This window comes from Glaciimonas sp. OK215 (assembly GCF_057787885.1).
Genome location: NZ_CM173544.1, coordinates 5,976,739 through 5,995,615, shown reverse-complemented (window position 1 = coordinate 5,995,615; position 18,877 = coordinate 5,976,739). Strand labels below are relative to the sequence as shown.

The window sequence follows — 18,877 nt, the reverse complement described above, 5'->3', positions numbered from 1 at the left end:
TGCGGTTTTACTCGGCCCTCGCCGACATCGTGATTGCATTTGCCTATTCAGCTATTGGACATTCCGCCGCGATCCAAACGGTACGGCTCGCCGTTGAATTCTTCTTAGGAAAAACCTTAACTCTTTCGATGTGACCTTTGCTGAAAGGAAATTGAAAGATTCGAGCCGCTATGATGCGTCCAAATATAAAAACCTCTGTGCCATTTCTGTTGTGGCCGCCTTGCACGTGGTCGGCTGCGACAGAAATGCGAAGACAACGAATAGATAGTTGGAGGAGACAACCCACATGTTTACAGCAAAAAAATCCGTGACAATATTCATCGCAGCACTCTCGCTGGGGTTCGCCGGATGGGCGTCGGCACAAGTGCCGGCGGGCTATCCGGCGGATTACGGCAAGATCATTGACGGTGCAAAAAAAGAAGGCAGGCTGGTCATCTACAGCGCCACCGATTCGAAAGCGGTCGCGCCATTGATCAAGGATTTCAGCACGCTATACCCGGGCGTGAAGGTCGAATATAACGACATGAATTCGACCGAAGTCTACAACCGCTTTATCTCCGAAGCTGCCGCCGGCGGCGCTACCGCCGATGTCTTGTGGTCATCCTCGATGGACCTGCAGGTCAAGCTGGTAAGCGAAGGTTACGGTGCCGTCTACAAATCGCCGGAAGCCGGCGCCATTCCAGGCTGGGCCAACTTTAAGGACACAGCCTACGGCACCACGTATGAGCCGATCGCGATCGTTTATAACAAGCGCCTGGTCCCTGCCGATGAAGTCCCGGCTTCACACGCTGATTTCACCAGGCTGCTGACCACCAAAGCGGACAAATATCGAAATAAAGTCACTACTTACGACATTGAAAAATCCGGCGTCGGCTTTTCCTTCATCACCCGGGATGCACAAGACAATCCGAAGTTCTGGGAACTCGCCGCCGCGCTCGGGGACGTTGCGGTACGGGTACAGTCTTCCACCGGCACCATGCTGGAACGCATCTCGTCGGGCGAAAATCTGATCGGCTACAACGTGATCGGTTCGTATGCGCTCAGCCGCGCCAGGAAAGATCCTTCACTGGGCGTTGCTTTCACCAAAGACTACAACCTGGTGATGTCGCGGGTGGCCTTCATCAACAAGTCGGCCCGGAACGGCAACGCGGCCAAATTGTGGATCGATTATCTGTTGTCGAAACGCGGACAAACCATCGTCGCCAATCAAGCTGAGCTATTCGCCATCCGCAGTGACGTGGCCGGTCCCGCAACGCTGTCGGAACTGACCAGACAACTTGGCGCTGCGCTCAAGCCAATTCCAGTTGGCCCGTCGCTGTTGGAATACCTGGATCAAACCAGACGGCTGGCTTTTCTGAAGCAATGGAAAGCCGCGGCAGGCAAGAAGTAAAACCTCCGGTTCGCGCTGCCGGCCGCTGACGCATAGCCGATTTCTGGAAATCAAGCAGCTGTGATGTGCCTGATGAGGGCAATCACAGCGGGCCGCGCTACGCCTGCGTTCTTGAAATCCGTCGCCGAACGCAAGCATTTTCAGCTGCATTCTGATCTGGACTGTACAAGCCATGCAAACTCTCTCTTGTTCCGACCCGCGCGTGCGCCGCCCTTGGTTATTGCGCCTGAACTGGCCGCGCGGACTGGTGGTGACACTGACCGCACTGGCGGTATTCCTGCCGCTGACACTGATTTTCTATCAAAGCTTTTTATCGGCGCCTTTTTTTGCGCCAGTCAAAGTGTTCAGCCTCGAATCATATCGTTTCATCTTCGACGACCCTGATTTCCACCAGGCTTTTGCCAACGGCATGATGCTGGCCGGCGGTCTCGCATGTATTGCGGTGCCGCTGGGCGGCATGCTGGCATTTCTGATGGTCCGCACCGACCTGCCCGGTCGCGGCTGGGTCGCGCCTTTGCTACTGGTGCCGATTTTTGTTTCGCCGATGGTGATCGGTTTCGGTTACGTGGTGTCGATGGGGCCGGTCGGCTTCTACACGGTCTGGGTCAGGAATCTGCTCAGCCATGTCGGCTTTGAAGGCGATCCGTGGAATGTCTATGCATTTCCCAGCATCGTCATCATCGCCGGTCTGACCCACGTGCCGCACGTCTATCTGTACGCCTCTGCGGCGCTCAAAAGTCTCGGTGCGGATGTCGAAGAAGCTGCCCGCGTGGCGGGTGCCTCCCCGCTGCAAGTCGCCCTGAATGTCTCGCTGCCGATGATCATGCCGGCGCTGGCGTATGCCGGTGTCCTGGTGTTTTTCCTTGGCTTCGAAGTGTTCGGCCTGGTGCTGGTGCTGGGCGACCCGGAAGGCCATCTGGTGCTGCCAACCTACTTGTACAAACTGACGAACAAGCTCGGGACGCCGTCCTACCATTTGATGGCGGCGGTCGCGGCCTGCCTGGTTGCCGTGACGTTCCCGCTGGTGCTGATGCAGCGCTGGCTGCTGCGTTGCGCCAACAAATATGTGTCGATCAGAGGCAAGGGCGCACGTCAGAAGGCGCTGCCGCTCGGCCGCTGGAAATGGCCTGCATTTGCACTGATTGCCATGTGGCTGATTTTCACAATCGTGGTGCCGCTGTCCGGTATCGCGCTACGGGCATTGGTCTCGCACTGGGGTGACGGCGTAGCGCTGCAGGACGCGTTCACGGTACAGCATTTCATCGATGTATTTGAGCAGCCATCGCTGCTGCGCGGGATTCTGAATACCGTCTTGATCGGTGCCATTGGCGGCGCCATTACGGTGGCCTGCTACTGCTGCATCGCATTGGCCATGCATCGCAAGGCTGACGGCATCACCCGCTTTCTCGATTACAGCGTGCTGGTCCCGCGTGCGGTACCGGGCTTGCTGGCCGGTCTGGCGTTCTTGTGGGTATTCCTGTTCGTGCCGTCGACGCTGAACGATGTATTCAAGGAATATGACAATTTCTTTGCCAGCTGGATGGTCGACAACGTAGTTCCGGCCATGCGTGAACTGCGCTCGACCATCTTTTCAGTCTGGCTGGCGTATTCGGTGGTGTGGCTGGCCTACGGTATGCGCCTGATCACCACGGCACTGCTGCAAATCGGACCGGAACTGGAGGAGGCGGCCCGCGCGGTCGGTGCGCGCCGTGCTCAGGTCACCCGCCATATCACGCTGCCACTGCTGCGCTACGGCTTGCTGGGCGCATGGCTGATGGTGTTCCTGATCTTTGAGCGCGAGTACTCAACCGCGGTGTATCTGCTGTCGCCGGGCACAGAAGTGATCGGTGCGCTGATTGTCTCCTTGTGGGCCTCCGGCTCGGTGGATCTGGTGGCAGCCCTCTCGCTCATCAATATTCTTTTGGTCGCCATCGGCATCGGCATTGCGTTGCGCTTCGGCGTCAGGTTGCACGATTAAACCGCATCACCCAGGAAGCCAATCATGCCCGAATTAAGTGTAAATAATCTGTACCTCGACTATGGCAGCGGTGTTAGTGCCAACCAGATTCTGAAAGGTGTCTCGATGGATTTGCAACGCGGCGAAGTCGTTGCGTTGTTAGGTCCATCCGGTAGCGGTAAAACCACATTGCTGCGTGCAGTCGCGGGACTGGAGGCACCGAAATCCGGCGTCATCCGGATCGGCGCACGAAGCGTATTCGATGGCAGCCGCAGATTCGAAACGCCCGCCGAGGAACGCAATCTGGGACTGGTGTTTCAATCGTACGCACTGTGGCCGCACAAGACTGTATTCAACAACGTCGCCTACGGTTTGCAACTGCGCAAAATAGGCAAAAGCGACAGCGCCGAGCGCGTCAAGGATGTCCTGAGGCAACTCGGTCTCGCTCATCTGGGTGAACGCTTTCCGCATCAACTGTCGGGCGGTCAGCAGCAGCGGGTCGCGATTGCGCGGGCGCTGGTGTACAACCCGCCGGTGATTCTGCTCGATGAGCCGCTCTCCAATCTGGATGCCAAGCTGCGCGAAGAGGCGCGCGCCTTTTTGCGTGAACTGATCGTCCGGCTCGGCCTGTCGGCGCTGATGGTAACGCACGATCAGGCTGAGGCAATGGCGATTTCCGACCGCATCCTGCTGCTCAACAACGGCAGGATCGAACAGCAAGGCACACCGCAATCCATGTATCAGACCCCGGACACCTTGTTCGCCGCCGAGTTCATGGGTAGCAATAACCGGCTACCTGCAAAGGTGCTGCAACGCGAGGGCAATCAGGCCCTGTTGCAAGTCGACGGCGGCATCGTCAAAGCCACTGCACGCGGTGTCAATACCGGCCACGACGCGATCGGCATTATTCGCATCGAGCAGGTCCGCATCTCCAGCGCGCCGCTCGACAACGCCATCCAGTTGCCGCTGTCGGCCTGCATGTATCTGGGCGATCGCTGGGAATGCCTGTTCAAGAACGGCGATGCGCTAGACACCATCGGCCTGCGTGCGTACGCCAGCGAGCGTCTGCCACCCGGCGCGTACTGGCTGCAATTGCCGCAGGACGCACTGTGGGCGTTTTAACCTGTGTTTCAGCGTTGTTGTGGTCCCGTCATTGCCGCTGCAGGCGGCAAGAAAATCAATTCACACAATAGGGGAAGAGGAAGATGAAGATGAAGAGAAATTTATTGACTGCGGCCGCACTCACCGCGCTAGCGGCCACCGGCTACGCCCAAACCAGCGTCAGCGTCTACGGCCTGATCGACAGCGGCATCCAGTACAGCAATAACGCCAACCCAAAACAAGACAGCGTCGTACGTCTCAGCTCAGGCGCAATGAATACGTCGCGCATCGGCTTGCGCGGCAGCGAAGACCTGGGCGGCGGCCTGAAGGCAGTGTTCCGGCTGGAAGGCGGCTTCAAGGCCGACACCGGTGAATTCGACGGCCCGGGCCGGCTGTTCGGCCGTCAAGCCAACCTCGGTCTGGAAGGCGGCTTCGGCCGTATCGTCGCCGGACGTTCCTACTCCACCACGTATGACTTCATTCTGCCGTTCGACCTGATGGGTTACTCTGCGCAATACTCATGGGCCACAGCAGGCAATGCCAGCGGCGAGCGCAAAGACGGCATGCTCAGCAATGTTGCCAACGTCATTAAATACCAGGGCACTTTCGGCGGTGTCAAACTGGGCGCAACTTACGGCTTCGGAGAAGCCGCCGGGAATGCCGGCGATAATGCCAGGTACGCGCTCGGCATCGCGTATGCCGCCGGCCCGTTCAGCGTCGCCGCAACCTACGATCGCAAGAATGGCGTAGCCAATCCTGCTTTCGGGAATGCCTGCGACAAGGCCGCCAGCATGCATTTTGCCGGTTTGTATCGGCTGTCGGAAGACTGGAAGTTGAATCTGGGCTATCGCCATTACAAAAAGACGCTGGCCACCAATACTGCGGATCTGCGCAGCGACCTGTTCTGGGGTGGCGCCAGCTACCGCGTAACTCCGGCGCTGACACTGATCGGTCAGATCTATGCGCAAAACATCAAAAACGTCGCCAGCGGCAACGATGCCGACCCGATCATGTATTCCCTGCGCGCAAAATATGCGTTATCGAAACGCACCGGCCTGTACGCCAGCGCCGCTTACGCCAAAGCCAGGAACAACCAGCTGGTCGGCGTCTCGCGTGACGAGGCTGGTTTCGGCAGCAGCCAGACCGGCCTCAGCGGCGGCATTCAACACCGCTTTTAAACGGCACACCGAGCAGCGGCTACAGCGTCAGCAACCCGCAGACCGAGGCGCAATGACGTTCGGCGTTTTCTACAATGCCGTCGGCCAGCGCTGCCGCAATAATCGGCATGCCGGTTTGATCGGGTGCAGGCCAGTCGGCTGGCGTCAATGGCGCCAGGCCATGCGCAATTCGGGCGCGGTCGCATTGCGGACTGGCTGCTCCGTTTTCCCATGCCGGTTGCAAATCGTGACACGGCGACGGTCTCTGTGCATAGATGCCGCAGGAGGCATCACGCCCGACCTCGCCACGCAACGACAGGCAACGCGGTTTTGGCCCCTCGGTACCATGCATGACCACACGATGCGGGTCGAGCTTGACGGTGAATTCCGGGGGTACCACGCCGCCACCGGTCGGATCCGCCTCCAGCCAATGAAAGGCGACACGAAAGTGGGCGCAGCAAGCACCGCAGCGCAGGCATGGATGAGTCATGAATAGTCGATTCGACGAATAAATTAAATTGAAAACCGGTGTCGGCGGCGCACATCAAAGCGCTTCGAAAACCCCTGCGACACGATTTTTCTGTACCTTGTCCCAGCCGAATATCTTGCCGTTCATCGCCACATACACACCATGCGGCAAGACCTGGGCAACACCGCAGGCGAAGCCAAAGTTGAATAAGGCATCCGAATTGGCAATCTCATAAGGGATCATTGCGCCGGTCACCACGATCGCTTTGGCAAGGTTGGCGGCTCCTAGTACGGCTGCGGTGTCCTGCATGGTGTCGGTGCCGTGGATAATCACAATCGCCTCTTCCTCGGCGTTGATGCAGGATGCCAGCACCCGGCCGCGGTCGACGTCTTGCATGTCGAGCGAGTCCAGCAGCGGCAACTCCTCCAGCGCGAAGGGGGCGGTGATGCGCGAGCGCTCTATCACTTGCGCCAAATGGCTTGCGCCAAAAGTAAGCTTGCCAGCGATTTCGTCATAGTGTTTATCGAATGTGCCGCCAGTGGCGAGGATACGTAATGCCATACGAATTAATTTCCTTTCTTGCTAATTTGATCATTGCGGGGAGACATTTGTCGGCGTGCCGCCTTCCAGCCGCCGCGCCGTGAAAACAGGTAAGCGAATAACAATATCACGAACGCTGCCGTTCCCAGGACCCAAGGCAATAAAGACACCAGCGGGGACGTGGGGCCGCCTTGACGTTGCATTCTAACGTGCTCAAGCGTCACCGTCGGCGCGGCCGAATTGCCGTATCGTTGCAGCACGTAATTGCTCAGCACGGCAATCTGCGCGTCGCTCAACTGCGCGGCAAAGCCTGGCATGAAAGCTTCCTCGGTCTTGCCCTTGCGCTGCACGCCGTTCAGGATCACCATCACGAGATTACGCGGGTCGCGCGCGCCGACCGCGCTGTTATTGAACAACGACGGATAGTAACCACCGACGACACCGGCGCCGCTGGCTGCATGGCAGCTGGCGCAATTCCCGCTAAACAGTTCTGCTCCGCCCGAGGCGGCAACGCTATTCGATACCGGCGCGATGCCGCGCAAATCGGCATCATCCTGTGACGCCGAGCCCCATGCATAACGCGGCTTCAGATCGTCCTCGTCATGGATCGCCGGAACGCTGCGCAGGTAAGTGACAATCGCCTTCAAATCAGGATCGGTCAGGTATTGGAGACTATGTTCGATGGCTTCGGCCATACCGCCGCCGGCGGAGGCTTTACCTGGCACCACGCCGGTTTTCAGATAGTCCACCAGCTCCTGGTCCTGCCAGCCGCCAACCCCACTGATCTTATCGGGCGTGATGTTATATGCGCTCCAGCCGCCCAGTTGCGCGCCGCCAAAGGCCAGCTTGCGATTCACACCCATCGTGATGTTGCGCGGGGTGTGGCATTCCTGACAGTGCGCCAGCCCCTCGACCAGATACACGCCGCGATTCCATTCGACACTTTTGCCGGGATCCGCTTGCCAGCGCCCCGGCTTGAAATTGAACAGCTTCCAGCCGGCCAGCACAATACGCTGGTTGAGCGGAAACGGCAGCTTGTTTTCCGGCGTCTTTTGCGCAATGGCCGGCAGGCTGAACAGATAGGCCTTGATCGCCAGCACATCGTCGCGCGAGAGCTTGGTGAACGCGGTGTACGGGAAGGCCGGATACAGATGCTCACCCTGCTGGCCAATCCCCAGATGCAGCGCCCGGATGAAATCTTCGTCGGTCCAGGTGCCGATGCCGGTCTCGTTGTCCGGGGTGATATTCGGGCCGTAAATCGTGCCGAATGGCGTTGCCAACGGATATCCGCCGGCGAACGGCTTGGCCTTGTCCAGCGTGTGGCAAGCGATACAGTCGGCGGCCCGTGCCAGATATTCACCGCGCTTGATCTGCTCGGTATTGGCAGGCGGCGGCGCGAGCGTTGCCGCATCAGCCGCTTCCGCTCCATACACGACCGCCGGCGCTGTCAGCGTCACCCCAACGACCAGCGCCAGCGACCGCAAATAGCGCGCGGGCTTCATAGCACCGTCCTCAACGTATCGGCGATGCGCAGCGATAGCGCCGCGATGGTCAGCGTGCAGTTCACGGTGCCCGCTACCGGCATCACCGCGCTGCTGGCGATGAACAGGTTCTCGTGGTCATGCGAACGGCAATGGGCATCCACCACCGAATCGCGTGGATCGCGGCCCATAATGGTGGACCCCATGATGTGATTATTCGGCTTGAAATCATCATCGAATGTCACCTCGGTGCCGCCGAACAGGCGGGCGATGTCGGCATAGGTGCGATGCGTCAACAGCGCGCTTTTTTTCACATAGTCACCGATCGCGTAGGTGATTTCCGGCTGTGGAATCCCGAGCGCATCGCGCTTTTCGGTACTGGCGCGCACCCGGTTTTGCGGATTCGCCAAAATGTCGTGGAAGCTGTTGATATTCACGGTACGCGCCGCCCGACGGCGGATTTCCGCATCCAGCTTGCTGCCGACCAGGCCCTGCTTTAACGCGGTCTGCGCCGCATGACCGGTCCGCGCCATGTTGTTCAGATGCAGCTTTTTGCCTGCGTATTTCGAACGGAAAGGACCGTCGCGCATGTCGACGATCGAAGTCATTTCTATCGGTCCGCGTCCTGGCCACATGTCTTCGTTGGCGAGGAAGGTAACGCTGGTGCCGGGATGATCCATCAGGTTCCGGCCGACCTGATCGGAGCTGTTGCCGATGCCGTTCGGATGCTTGTCATCGGTCGAAATCAGCATCAGTTTCGGAATCTCGATGCCATTCGCCGCCAGCACAAAATACTTGCCGGTGACGCGATGCGTGATGCCGTCCGGATCCTTGTAATGGACTGCAGTGACACGATTTCCGCCATCCACTTCGACCCGGTAGACCACTGCATTCGGCAGCACCCTGGCACCGGCTTTTTCGGCTTTCTCGACGTGGATGATGCCGCTGTACATCGCCGCAATAGGGCAAATCGGCATGCAGTTATTGTTGCCGCAGCAGTTCGGGCGCAAGTCGTAGGGGCGACTGTTGCGGGCCACCGGTTCCGAGACGACTTTATGACCATGTGCGTTGACTACCGCGCTAAAGCGCTGGTCGTTCCACGAGAGCGGCAAATGGTCCATCGGATACGGCTGTTTGCGCGGCGAACCGAGATCGGTGCCGTCGTTGGGGCCGGACACGCCCAGCTCGACTTCGGCGCGGTAATAGTAGGGCTCCAGCTCATCGTAATTGATCGGCCAGTTGCGCCCGACGCCGTAGACGTCTTTCATCTTGAAATCGTTGGGCAAAAAGCGCCAGGCGGCGGCGGCCCAATGCCAGGTAGTACCGCCTACCGCACGGATATATTGCGAATTGTATTTATGCGATCCCTTCAGGATCAGGTAATTATTTTCCGGTGTGTATTCCGGATGCGGCGCATGTTTGGTCGACGGGTAGGGCGTCATGAAATCATCTTTGCTCGGCGTATTCCGATAGTTCTCGACTATGCGCCAGCGCTCCAGCCTTGGTCCGGCTTCCAGTACCAGCACCGAGACGCCGGCCTTGGCCAGTTGATGCGCGACCAACGCGCCGGCCACACCGGAACCAACAATCACGACATCCGCAGACAGATTCTCAGCCATCCTTACGCGCTCCCTTTCAAGACTGCCGGTTGCGTCACCCAATAGCCGGGAGCGGCGCGACAATACGTCGGCACTACCACGGCATCGCGCACCGGATCAAACATCAGGGCCTGCTCGAAAGCGATCACCTTGCCCTCTACATCGTTGCCGACCACGCCCAGATACCAGGCGCTGATGATGCGATGCAACACCTTGCTCAAAGCAGCATTGCCGGCGACGGCAGCGTTTAATGCCTCGACGTCTTTGATTTGATGGACCTGGGAAAATTGCCACAGATCAGCAGATTCTTTTTCAAACTCAATCACGTGCGCACTAAGGGCAGCGTAGGTGCGGGCGCTGGTGCGCGGATTGAGCTTTGAATTGGCGGTGAGCAAGGCCGATAAGGCAAAAAAATCGCTCTGTTGCCGACTGTTCGCCGTTGCTGTCTTGGGCGTAGGCGACGTGGCGGTCGTTTGGGCGGACGCCGGTTGTAACCAGCGCGGCGTGCTCAGCACCGCAAAACAGGCTCCTGCGAGCAATAGCAGGTCGCGTCGTTTGAGAACAGCGGAATTATTTGAAACGGTCGGGAGCGTTGACTGACAGTTGGACGGCGGATTTTCGTTCGGGCTCGCCTGTGGGTCGAGTAGGTGATTCGGACGTTGCGCCATGTTGCGAGTCCTTTCTGCCTTGGGGGTGAAATGATTATACTGACGGAAACCTTAAAATCATTGGCACTTTTGTCAAAATCTCCAGATGACATCATTTTCTATTTTCTGTAGTGTAATTTAGTTCATGAAAACTATCGCCCCCGGCACCGTAATTTTTCATCGCTATCGCGGTTATGGCGTCATCGTTTCGGTCAATTTGCTGACCGGATGGATCTCCGCCCGCTTCGGCAGCGAGGTCCGGACACTCGACTTGAATCTGTCCTCGGATGAGTTGCAACATGCCAACGGTGAACCGATTCTGTTCCGTCGCGCCCCGCCCGACCGCATGCCGCATGCGCGCCTGATGGCCATGGTGCGGGAGTTGCATAGCGCCGGTTACCAGCGCCTGTATCTGTACAGCTGGCCCAAACCTTCCGGCTTGCATTGGCGCTGGCATTTGTTTTGCGGCCGGCGCAGCTGGCTGGAGCGCCCGCGGCGCGAAGGCTGGTATGGCTCGGGCGCCGATTACAACTTCAATCCGATACTCGGCTGGGGCGACAAGCCGGGCGCATCGGTCAGCGAGTTGGCCGGCGCACTGGCGCAATTCGATCCGCATGGCCTGGCGCAGGCGCTGGGCCGCGATGAGGATCACAGCAACTGGTTCACCAGCGTCTGCGACGCCTTGTTGACGGATTATGCTTTCAGCCTTGGCTGGGATGCGAATGGCGGCGGCGCACATACGGCAGCTGCGATGCCCCACAGCTTGCCGGTGATTCCGGTACGCAGCGGGGTGCCGGAATATAGCGGGCCGCCATTGCCGTGGCCACCGGGCTGGGCCGGGTTGTGGCACGGCGCCAGACTTGCCGTGCCGCCTGCCAAAGTCACTAAGCTGATTTTGCCGGCGGGCGCTGAAGACTAACCGGATTCAATACATTCTGCGGCGTGCCGTTGGCAAAATCCACGACGTTTTGGAACGCGCTGCGGAAATACAATTCATAGCCGTCTTGTTCGACATAGCCCAGATGCGGCGATGCCAGCACGTTCTCCATTCTGAGCAAAGGGGAGTCCGGTTTCAGCGGCTCCGATTCATACACATCGAGCGCGGCGAAACCGGGACGGCCTTGCTGCAATGCCGGCAACAAGGCGTCGCTCGCGACCAGTTCGGCACGGCTGGTGTTGACAAAAATCGCGCTCGGTTTCATCAGTGCCAGGTCGTCCGGCGTGACGATGCCGCGGGTCGCATCGTTCAACCGTAAATGTAGTGACAGCACATCGGCCTCGGCAAAAAATTGTTGTTTCGACTCCGCCGCCAGATAGCCGTCCTGCACCGCTGCGGCGCGACTGGCGTCCCGGCCCCAGATCATCACGTGCATCCCGAATGCCTTTCCGTAACCGGCCACCATGCGGCCGATTTTGCCGTAACCCCAGATCCCCAGGGTACGCCCTTTCAGCGCGATGCCAAGGCCGTTGTACTGCGGCTGCGACGATGCGGTTTGCCACAAGCCTTGCTGCAAATTACGCAAATATTGTGGAATCCGCCGTGCTGCAGCCATGATCAATGCCCAGGTCAACTCGGCAGGCGCGGTCGGATCGCCGGATCCCTCGACAATGGCGATCCCACACGCAGTTGCTGCCTCTACATCAACGTGACCACTCACTTTACCGGTCTGTGAAATCAATTTCAGATTGGGTAATTTTTGCAACAAACCTTTGGACAAGGCAGTGCGCTCACGGATTAAGACCAACGCCTCAAAACTCGCCAGTCGAATCGCCAACTGACCACTGCCGCGTGCAGAATTGTTGAACACTTTGACCTCATGACCATCCAATAACTTAAAGCTGTCGAGATGTCGAACGGCATCCTGGTAGTCATCGAGTATGGCTATTTTCATATCATTTCCTGAGAATAAAGACGTTAAATCGACCATCACGTAATAAAGCAACGGCATACGGAAAACCACGAATACCTTACTACATAAGTTGGTTATTTTTACTACAAAGCGGGTGTACAATCGGTGCTTTCTTGCTACCAAACAGGGGCCGGATTCGAGCGAAAAGATTGGCGGCATACGCAAGACAAACACCCACCATGGCCGTTTGAACGGGCGTTGCGCCGCTGGACATTATTCCATTTTCAGCGCGCCAGGGCACGCATTAGCGTTATTTACAAGACGACACCAAAGCAGCTTTCGACCGGGCCGCCGTGGCGCGAGGCTCTCGATGGCGGCATTGCCCGGCGGCGATCCAGCCGTACCGGCACATGGCAAGACAAGATTTCTATATCGGAGGTAGTTTCATGAATCATCCCCACGTCACCGGCATCAGCGCCATCAACCCACCAGCGTACGTCAAACATCAAAAGCTGATTAACTGGGTCGGCGAAATCGCGGTGCTGACCAAGCCTGACAACGTCTATTGGTGCGACGGTTCGCAGGAAGAATACGACCGCCTGTGCGCTGAAATGGTCGCCGTCGGCACCATGAAAAAACTGAATCAGGCCAAACGCCCGAACAGTTATCTGGCGTGTTCCGATCCATCGGACGTGGCGCGCGTCGAAGATCGTACCTTCATCTGCTCGGCAAAAAAGGAAGATGCGGGGCCGACCAATAACTGGACCGATCCGGCCGAAATGCGCGGCACCCTGAACGGCTTGTTCGATGGCTGCATGCAAGGCCGCACGATGTATGTGGTGCCGTTCTCGATGGGTCCGCTGGGCTCCTCGATTGCCCATATCGGCGTTGAGTTGTCCGACTCGCCATACGTTGCCGTGAATATGCGCATCATGACGCGCATGGGCAAAGCGGTGTATGACGTGCTGGGCAGCGATGGCGACTTCGTGCCGTGCGTACATACTGTCGGCGCACCTTTGACAGATGGCCGGAAAGACGTTGCCTGGCCATGCAATCCGACCAAGTACATCGTTCACTATCCGGAAACGCGCGAGATCTGGTCCTACGGTTCCGGCTACGGCGGCAACGCTTTGCTCGGCAAAAAATGCTTTGCACTGCGCATCGCTTCCACCATGGGCCGGGATGGCGGCTGGCTGGCCGAACACATGTTGATTCTGGGCGTCGAATCGCCCGCCGGTAAAAAACACTACGTCGCAGCGGCATTCCCGTCGGCCTGCGGCAAAACCAACTTTGCGATGCTGATTCCACCAGTCGGTTTCGAAGGCTGGAAGGTCACCACCATCGGCGACGATATCGCCTGGATCAAGCCGGGTGCAGATGGCCGCTTGTACGCGATCAATCCGGAAGCGGGTTATTTTGGCGTCGCGCCCGGCACCAACGAAAAAACCAACTTCAACTGCATGGCATCGATGCGCGACAACACCATCTTCACCAACGTCGCACTGACTGACGATGGCGACGTCTGGTGGGAAGGCATCAGCAAGGAGGCCCCGGCGCATCTGATCGACTGGCAAGGTAAAGACTGGACCCCGGCCATCGCCCGGGAAACCGGCGCCAAGGCGGCCCATCCAAACGCCCGCTTTACGGTCGCTGCCACACAAAATCCAGTGATCGATGCGGCTTGGGACGATCCTGCCGGCGTACCGATTTCAGCCTTCATTTTCGGCGGCCGCCGTTCGACTACCGTGCCGCTCATTACGGAAGCCCGCAACTGGGTCGAAGGTGTGTACATGGCTGCGACCATGGGTTCGGAGACCACCGCCGCCGCCGCCGGCCAGCAAGGCATCGTGCGCCGCGATCCGTTCGCGATGCTGCCATTCATCGGCTACAACATGAGTGACTATTTCCAGCACTGGCTGAATATGGGCCGCAAGATTGCCGCATCAAAGGCCGAACTGCCGAAGATCTTCTGCGTCAACTGGTTCCGCACCGATGCCGATGGCAAGTTCGTCTGGCCCGGTTTCGGCGACAACATGCGGGTCTTGAAATGGATGCTGGATCGTCTGGAAAATAATGCCGGTGGCGTCGAACATCTGTTCGGCACAACGCCGCGGTTTAGCGATCTGGAATGGGATGGTCTCGACTTCAGTGAACAGCAATTCGATCAGATTACATCGATTGACAATACTGCGTGGCAAGCGGAAACCAAGCTCCATACCGAGCTGTTCGAAAAGCTGAAACATCACTTGCCGAAGGAACTGGAAGAGGTCAAGGCGAAGCTGGAAAAACGCCTTGCGAACTGATCTTTCTTAAACGACACCGGGAACAGTCTGCGAGCTGATCCTGCAACCAAAAAGCGCAATGGCTCACAGCCGATTGCGCTTTTTTTATTTGCCGGCACACAGGTGATGAGCGCAAAAAAACCCCCACGGGCAGCGTAGCGCCGGTGGGGGAACCCACCCGGGGAGGGTGGAGGAGACATTCGTGGTGCTGCGGGCTAGTACATCAAGCTGACGCCTGCGGTGAAATACGTGCAGCCAGTTTACGCAAAGGCGAACTCAGCAAATACATAATAGGAAACGCGATTGGCCACAAGGTCAGCCAGCTTTCCATCCATGCGCTAAAAAAATGTCGGTCAACACCGAGCCACATCAAACGCATCAGCGCGGTCAATGCTAACGTTACCACAGCGGACAACATAAAGGACGGCAACATGGACGCCAGGCTGCGCGACTTGCGCAACACGTTCAGCTTGTTCGTTGAAGCGGGGTGTTGATCCTGATCTGAATATAAATACTGATACATGCCGTCCTCCAAACTAGTCGCTGCCGGCCAGACCACGCAATTCCGCAGCCAGATTCGGTTGACTGCCGGCCTGATCGTTCGCCATCCGACGCGCCAGCTTGCGACCGATAATCTGGCTCTGGGCTATCCGTTGTTCGAACGACTTACGCGGCTTGATCAGCAATAATGCGGCACGCACAATGCCGCTCAACAACGGTTTGAAGTACATGGCCAATGCCGCGGTCGCACCGAGTCCCAGCAACGGCCGCACAGCGGCAGTCGCGGTGGAGAGTAGAAACGGCAGGGCCGTTTCAGCGGGGAGGGCAAAGGACAAGAGAGACATGATATGTGCGTCGGGAATAGTATTCGTGTGTTGCACTGCAGTATATTCGCTCAAGCCGGGCTGATCCAATTGTGAGTTCGGATATCAGTTATGCCTGGAGCGCATAATGCCGATGACAGTAACGCTATTCTTGGTCCATGTAACAATTGTCCCGACACAACGGCACGAATGGGACCGGTGCGAGGCCCCATCCCGCGCTCAAAACCCTGATGTTGAACTTACAGCGGATAACGTTAGTCTGAATTGTTAATTGAGACACTGCGGGCGCGTCAGTGCAGGGAATGGCAGACGTCATCTTACTTTTCTGATACCTGCTATGCTGCAACGCAGTATGTTAATTGTTTGTGAAATTTATTATTGCTTTTTTATATAACAGTTATAAACTTCATGAATACCGGAAATCTGCCTATATGTGTTGCAGCAATTAAAAAATAGCGCGATCGCCACTGCTTACTCCACATAACCAACCATGGTCTGAACATGAGCTTTTTGACGCTTGATTTGAATTTGCTGCGCGTATTTGATGCAGTAATGACCGAGCAAAACCTGACCCGCGCCGCCAGCCGACTGGCGATGACGCAACCGGCGGTGTCAAATGCGTTAAAGCGCTTGCGCGACTCTCTCAACGACGAGCTGCTGATCCGCACCGCACACGGCGTCAAGCCGACCCAATACGCCGAAGAACTATGGCCATCGGTACGACGTGCGCTAACCGATCTGGAAGTCGCGATTACGCCGGAAACTTTCGATGTCTCACGCGCGCACACCACTTTTCAAATGGCAATGGCTGACGCCACGGCTGCGCTCTGGCTTCCCGCATTGGTCCGCACCATCGAACGTGAAGCACCGCAACTGAATATCCGGATGGTACCGCTGACCACACGCGACCCACGACAAATGCTGATGCGCGGCGATGTCGATCTGGCGATCGGCTTTTTCCCCGGCGTCACCGCGCAGTTGGCCGGTAGCCAGACCACTTCGGCCTCACCTATCCACCATGAGCGTCTGTACACCGGCAAATATGTCTGCGTGATGCGCAAGGAGCACCCGCTGGCGCAAACACCGCTCACCCTCGAAAACTACTGCGACGCTCACCATTTGCTGGTCAGCTTTTCCGGCCGTGCGCATGGCTTGATCGACGAAACGCTGGCCGCGATAAATCGCAAACGGCGGATTCTGCTGACCGTGAATCAATACTTTACTGCCGGGAGCGTCATCGCCAGCTCGGATCTGTTGACGGTACTGCCGCGCCATCTGATCGGCGCTACCGGCATGACCGACGTGCTGGTGGCACGCGAACTGCCGTTTGCGACGCCCGCCGTCCATGTCGACATGCTGTGGCACGAACGCGATGTCCGCAACCCGGCACACAAGTGGTTACGCGCCCATCTGGCGGATACCGCGCACGCCAGGTTTACCCAGATCAGCATCGAAGAATAGAGAGCGGCGGCAAGCGCACTCAACCGGCTGAGCAAAACCAGTCCCAACATAACAGGTACGATATGTTTGTTTTAGATCACGTCTCGATTGCGGTTCCCGACCTCGATATCGCCCGGCCGTTTTACGATGCAATCATGCGCGCCCTGGGCGTCGAAAAAGTGTATGACCTGGTCGACGCCATCGGTTACGGCGCACGCTGCAGCGCCGAGGAGGACCTGCATACCTATCTCGCCATTTATCCCTCGCCAGACGCCAACTACAACCAGCAGCGCCATTGGTGTTTCAAGGCATCCAGCCGGGCGCAAGTCAGCGCATTTTTCCACGCGGGTCTGGCGCAGGGCGGCAGCGATGACGGTGCGCCCGGCCTGCGAACGCATTACCATCCGCATTATTTCGGCGCATTTCTGATTGATCCGTTTGGCAACCGGGTCGAGGCGGTTTGTCACCGCGCGGAGTAAGTTGCGCAAGCCGGCCCGCAGATGCCGCATGTTCAGGCCAGCGGATTATCTCGATGCATCCGACGCTGACAGCCGCCGCTGAAACTGCGCCAGTTCGCGATACTGCGCTTCCAACTGCTTCGGAATTGCCGCGTAAATCGGCCACAGTTGCTGATAGATCGCCACATTTTCCGGATCAGGTTGATGATGATGGGTCGATCCCACCATATCGGCAATCGCCTCCAGCGAGGCAATCCGGCCCAGCGCATACAGGCCCAATACAGCAGCGCCGAGACAGGATGACTCGACACTTTCCGGCACCACCACTTCGCGCTCAAAAATATCCGCCATCATTTGCCGCCACAGCGCGGAGCGGGCAAAACCGCCGGTCGCCATCATGCGCCGGGTTGGCCCGATCAATTCCTCGAGCGCCGGCAAAATGCTGTACAAGCTGAAAATCACACCTTCCAATGCCGCGCGTATCATGTGCGGTTTGCCATGATGCATGGCCAGTCCAAAGAACGAACCGCGCGCATCGGCATTCCATAACGGTGCCCGTTCGCCCGCCAGATAAGGATGGAACAGCAAACCGTCGGCACCGGCACTGACCTGCCCGGCGATGCCCATTAACGCATCATAAGGATCGAGGCCGCGCTGCCTGGCGTCAGCCGCTTCCGCAGTGGCCAACTCGTCGCGCACCCAGCGCAAGATACTGCCGCCATTGTTGATCGGTCCGCCGACGACCCAATGATTTTCAGTCAGTGCATAGCAAAAAGTACGGCCGGCAGGATCGGTTAGCGGCCGGTCGACCACTGTGCGCAGCGCGCCTGAAGTACCGATGGTGACCGCGACCTGTCCCGGCGCAATCGCGTTGACACCGAGGTTGGACAACACGCCGTCATTGGCACCGACAACAAACGGTGTGCTCGTCGACAATCCGAGCTGCTGCGCCAGCGCCGGCGCCAATCCGCTTAGCTGGTAAGTTGTCGGCACCGGCTGCGAAAGTTGTGCAGCGGCGACGCCGATCAGTTCCAGCGCGCCGCTGTCCCAATCCAGCTGCTGCAGATTGAACATGCCGGTGGCTGAAGCAATCGAATGATCGACCAGCCACTGTCCGAACATGCGGTGAAATACATATTCCTTGATGCCGACAAAACGCGCACTGCGTGAAAAAATCTCCGGCTGAGCGTGCCGCAACCACATCAATTTACACAGCGGCGACATCGGATGAATCGGGGTCCCGGTGCGCAAATAAATCGCGTGGCCATCCATCTCATGACGAATTTTGTCAGCCCACGCACCGGCCCGATTGTCGGCCCATGTGATGCTATTGGTCAGCGGCCGATCATCTTCGCCGATCGCGATCACGCTATGCATCGCCGCACTGAAAGACACCAGAACAACCTGCTCGGCGCGGGCCTGAGCCAGGCTGACGGCCTGTTGAATCGTGGTCAATACGGCTGCGTAAATTTGTGACGGGTCCTGCTCCGCCATATCCGCTATCGTGCACAGCAACGGATACTCAACCGCGTGCTGCGCCACGACCCGGCCGGTCAGCGTGAACAGCACCGCCTTGGTGCTGGTGGTGCCGATATCCACACCCAGCATGTATTCCTGATGAGACACTTGCGTACCGCGCTGCGGAGACTCGTCTGACATGTGACATCCTTGCAATTATATGAA

Annotated in this window: 17 protein-coding genes; 8 read left to right on the top strand and 9 right to left on the bottom strand. The window is 58.0% G+C overall.

Annotated features, from left to right (window positions below; genetic code table 11):
- The first annotated feature begins 286 nt into the window (after positions 1–286).
- From AC3CHX_RS27710 to AC3CHX_RS27695, 4 genes are all read left to right on the top strand, one after another.
- The gene (locus AC3CHX_RS27710; protein WP_488631151.1) at positions 287–1,390 is read left to right on the top strand and encodes an ABC transporter substrate-binding protein; all 1,104 of its coding nucleotides are present in this window, start codon (positions 287–289) and stop codon (positions 1,388–1,390) included.
- A 172-nt stretch (positions 1,391–1,562) separates the two neighbouring features.
- Complete coding sequence (locus tag AC3CHX_RS27705; RefSeq protein WP_488631150.1) at positions 1,563–3,368, top strand: ABC transporter permease; 1,806 nt, start codon at positions 1,563–1,565, stop codon at positions 3,366–3,368.
- 24 nt (positions 3,369–3,392) lie between these two features.
- Positions 3,393–4,469, top strand: coding sequence for an ABC transporter ATP-binding protein (locus AC3CHX_RS27700; RefSeq protein ID WP_488631149.1), 1,077 nt, complete (start codon positions 3,393–3,395; stop codon positions 4,467–4,469).
- An 89-nt stretch (positions 4,470–4,558) separates the two neighbouring features.
- Complete coding sequence (locus tag AC3CHX_RS27695; protein WP_488631148.1) at positions 4,559–5,626, top strand: porin; 1,068 nt, start codon at positions 4,559–4,561, stop codon at positions 5,624–5,626.
- Between the two features lie 19 nt (positions 5,627–5,645).
- Here the strand turns inward: AC3CHX_RS27695 and AC3CHX_RS27690 are convergent, their stop codons facing one another.
- Genes AC3CHX_RS27690 through AC3CHX_RS27670 form a run of 5 tightly spaced genes read right to left on the bottom strand, consistent with a single transcriptional unit; the run spans position 5,646 to position 10,361 of the window.
- Entirely contained in the window at positions 5,646–6,095 is a 450-nt protein-coding gene (locus tag AC3CHX_RS27690) for a YkgJ family cysteine cluster protein (protein ID WP_488631147.1), read from the bottom strand.
- Between the two features lie 54 nt (positions 6,096–6,149).
- Positions 6,150–6,635: an asparaginase domain-containing protein gene (locus AC3CHX_RS27685; RefSeq protein ID WP_488631146.1), complete on the bottom strand. Its 486-nt coding sequence runs from the start codon at positions 6,633–6,635 to the stop codon at positions 6,150–6,152.
- Positions 6,636–6,640: 5 nt separating this feature from the next.
- Positions 6,641–8,116: a c-type cytochrome gene (locus AC3CHX_RS27680; RefSeq protein WP_488631145.1), complete on the bottom strand. Its 1,476-nt coding sequence runs from the start codon at positions 8,114–8,116 to the stop codon at positions 6,641–6,643.
- Complete coding sequence (locus AC3CHX_RS27675; RefSeq protein ID WP_488631144.1) at positions 8,113–9,714, bottom strand: GMC family oxidoreductase; 1,602 nt, start codon at positions 9,712–9,714, stop codon at positions 8,113–8,115. Before AC3CHX_RS27675 ends, AC3CHX_RS27680 begins: the two co-directional genes overlap by 4 nt.
- 2 nt (positions 9,715–9,716) lie before the next feature.
- The gene (locus AC3CHX_RS27670) at positions 9,717–10,361 is read right to left on the bottom strand and encodes a sorbitol dehydrogenase family protein (protein WP_488631143.1); all 645 of its coding nucleotides are present in this window, start codon (positions 10,359–10,361) and stop codon (positions 9,717–9,719) included.
- Between the two features lie 124 nt (positions 10,362–10,485).
- Between AC3CHX_RS27670 and AC3CHX_RS27665 the strand changes: the two genes are divergently transcribed.
- On the top strand, positions 10,486–11,259 hold the full coding sequence (locus AC3CHX_RS27665; RefSeq protein WP_488631142.1) for an L-asparaginase: 774 nt from the start codon (positions 10,486–10,488) through the stop codon (positions 11,257–11,259).
- On the opposite strand, the gene AC3CHX_RS27660 is transcribed toward AC3CHX_RS27665, so the two are convergent.
- On the bottom strand, positions 11,225–12,232 hold the full coding sequence (locus tag AC3CHX_RS27660; protein WP_488631141.1) for a D-2-hydroxyacid dehydrogenase family protein: 1,008 nt from the start codon (positions 12,230–12,232) through the stop codon (positions 11,225–11,227). The genes AC3CHX_RS27665 and AC3CHX_RS27660 overlap by 35 nt on opposite strands.
- Positions 12,233–12,636: 404 nt before the next feature.
- On the opposite strand from AC3CHX_RS27660, the gene AC3CHX_RS27655 reads away from it, so the two are divergent.
- On the top strand, positions 12,637–14,493 hold the full coding sequence (locus tag AC3CHX_RS27655) for a phosphoenolpyruvate carboxykinase (GTP) (RefSeq protein ID WP_488631140.1): 1,857 nt from the start codon (positions 12,637–12,639) through the stop codon (positions 14,491–14,493).
- Positions 14,494–14,695: 202 nt separating this feature from the next.
- Here AC3CHX_RS27655 and AC3CHX_RS27650 read toward each other — a convergent pair whose 3' ends face one another.
- Together AC3CHX_RS27650 and AC3CHX_RS27645 are read right to left on the bottom strand one after the other, a co-directional pair.
- Positions 14,696–14,995 carry a DUF2798 domain-containing protein gene (locus AC3CHX_RS27650; RefSeq protein WP_488631139.1) on the bottom strand — a complete coding sequence of 100 codons (300 nt, stop codon included), beginning with the start codon at positions 14,993–14,995 and terminating at the stop codon, positions 14,696–14,698.
- A 13-nt stretch (positions 14,996–15,008) separates the two neighbouring features.
- Positions 15,009–15,317, bottom strand: a complete 309-nt coding sequence (locus tag AC3CHX_RS27645; RefSeq protein ID WP_488631138.1) for a hypothetical protein — start codon at positions 15,315–15,317, stop codon at positions 15,009–15,011.
- Positions 15,318–15,797: 480 nt separating this feature from the next.
- Between AC3CHX_RS27645 and AC3CHX_RS27640 the strand changes: the two genes are divergently transcribed.
- The gene (locus AC3CHX_RS27640; protein ID WP_488631137.1) at positions 15,798–16,757 is read left to right on the top strand and encodes a LysR family transcriptional regulator; all 960 of its coding nucleotides are present in this window, start codon (positions 15,798–15,800) and stop codon (positions 16,755–16,757) included.
- A 62-nt stretch (positions 16,758–16,819) separates the two neighbouring features.
- Positions 16,820–17,215, top strand: a complete 396-nt coding sequence (locus AC3CHX_RS27635; protein WP_488631136.1) for a VOC family protein — start codon at positions 16,820–16,822, stop codon at positions 17,213–17,215.
- Between the two features lie 45 nt (positions 17,216–17,260).
- Here the strand turns inward: AC3CHX_RS27635 and gntK are convergent, their stop codons facing one another.
- On the bottom strand, positions 17,261–18,853 hold the full coding sequence (gene gntK, locus AC3CHX_RS27630; protein ID WP_488631135.1) for a gluconokinase: 1,593 nt from the start codon (positions 18,851–18,853) through the stop codon (positions 17,261–17,263).
- Positions 18,854–18,877: the final 24 nt, after the last annotated feature.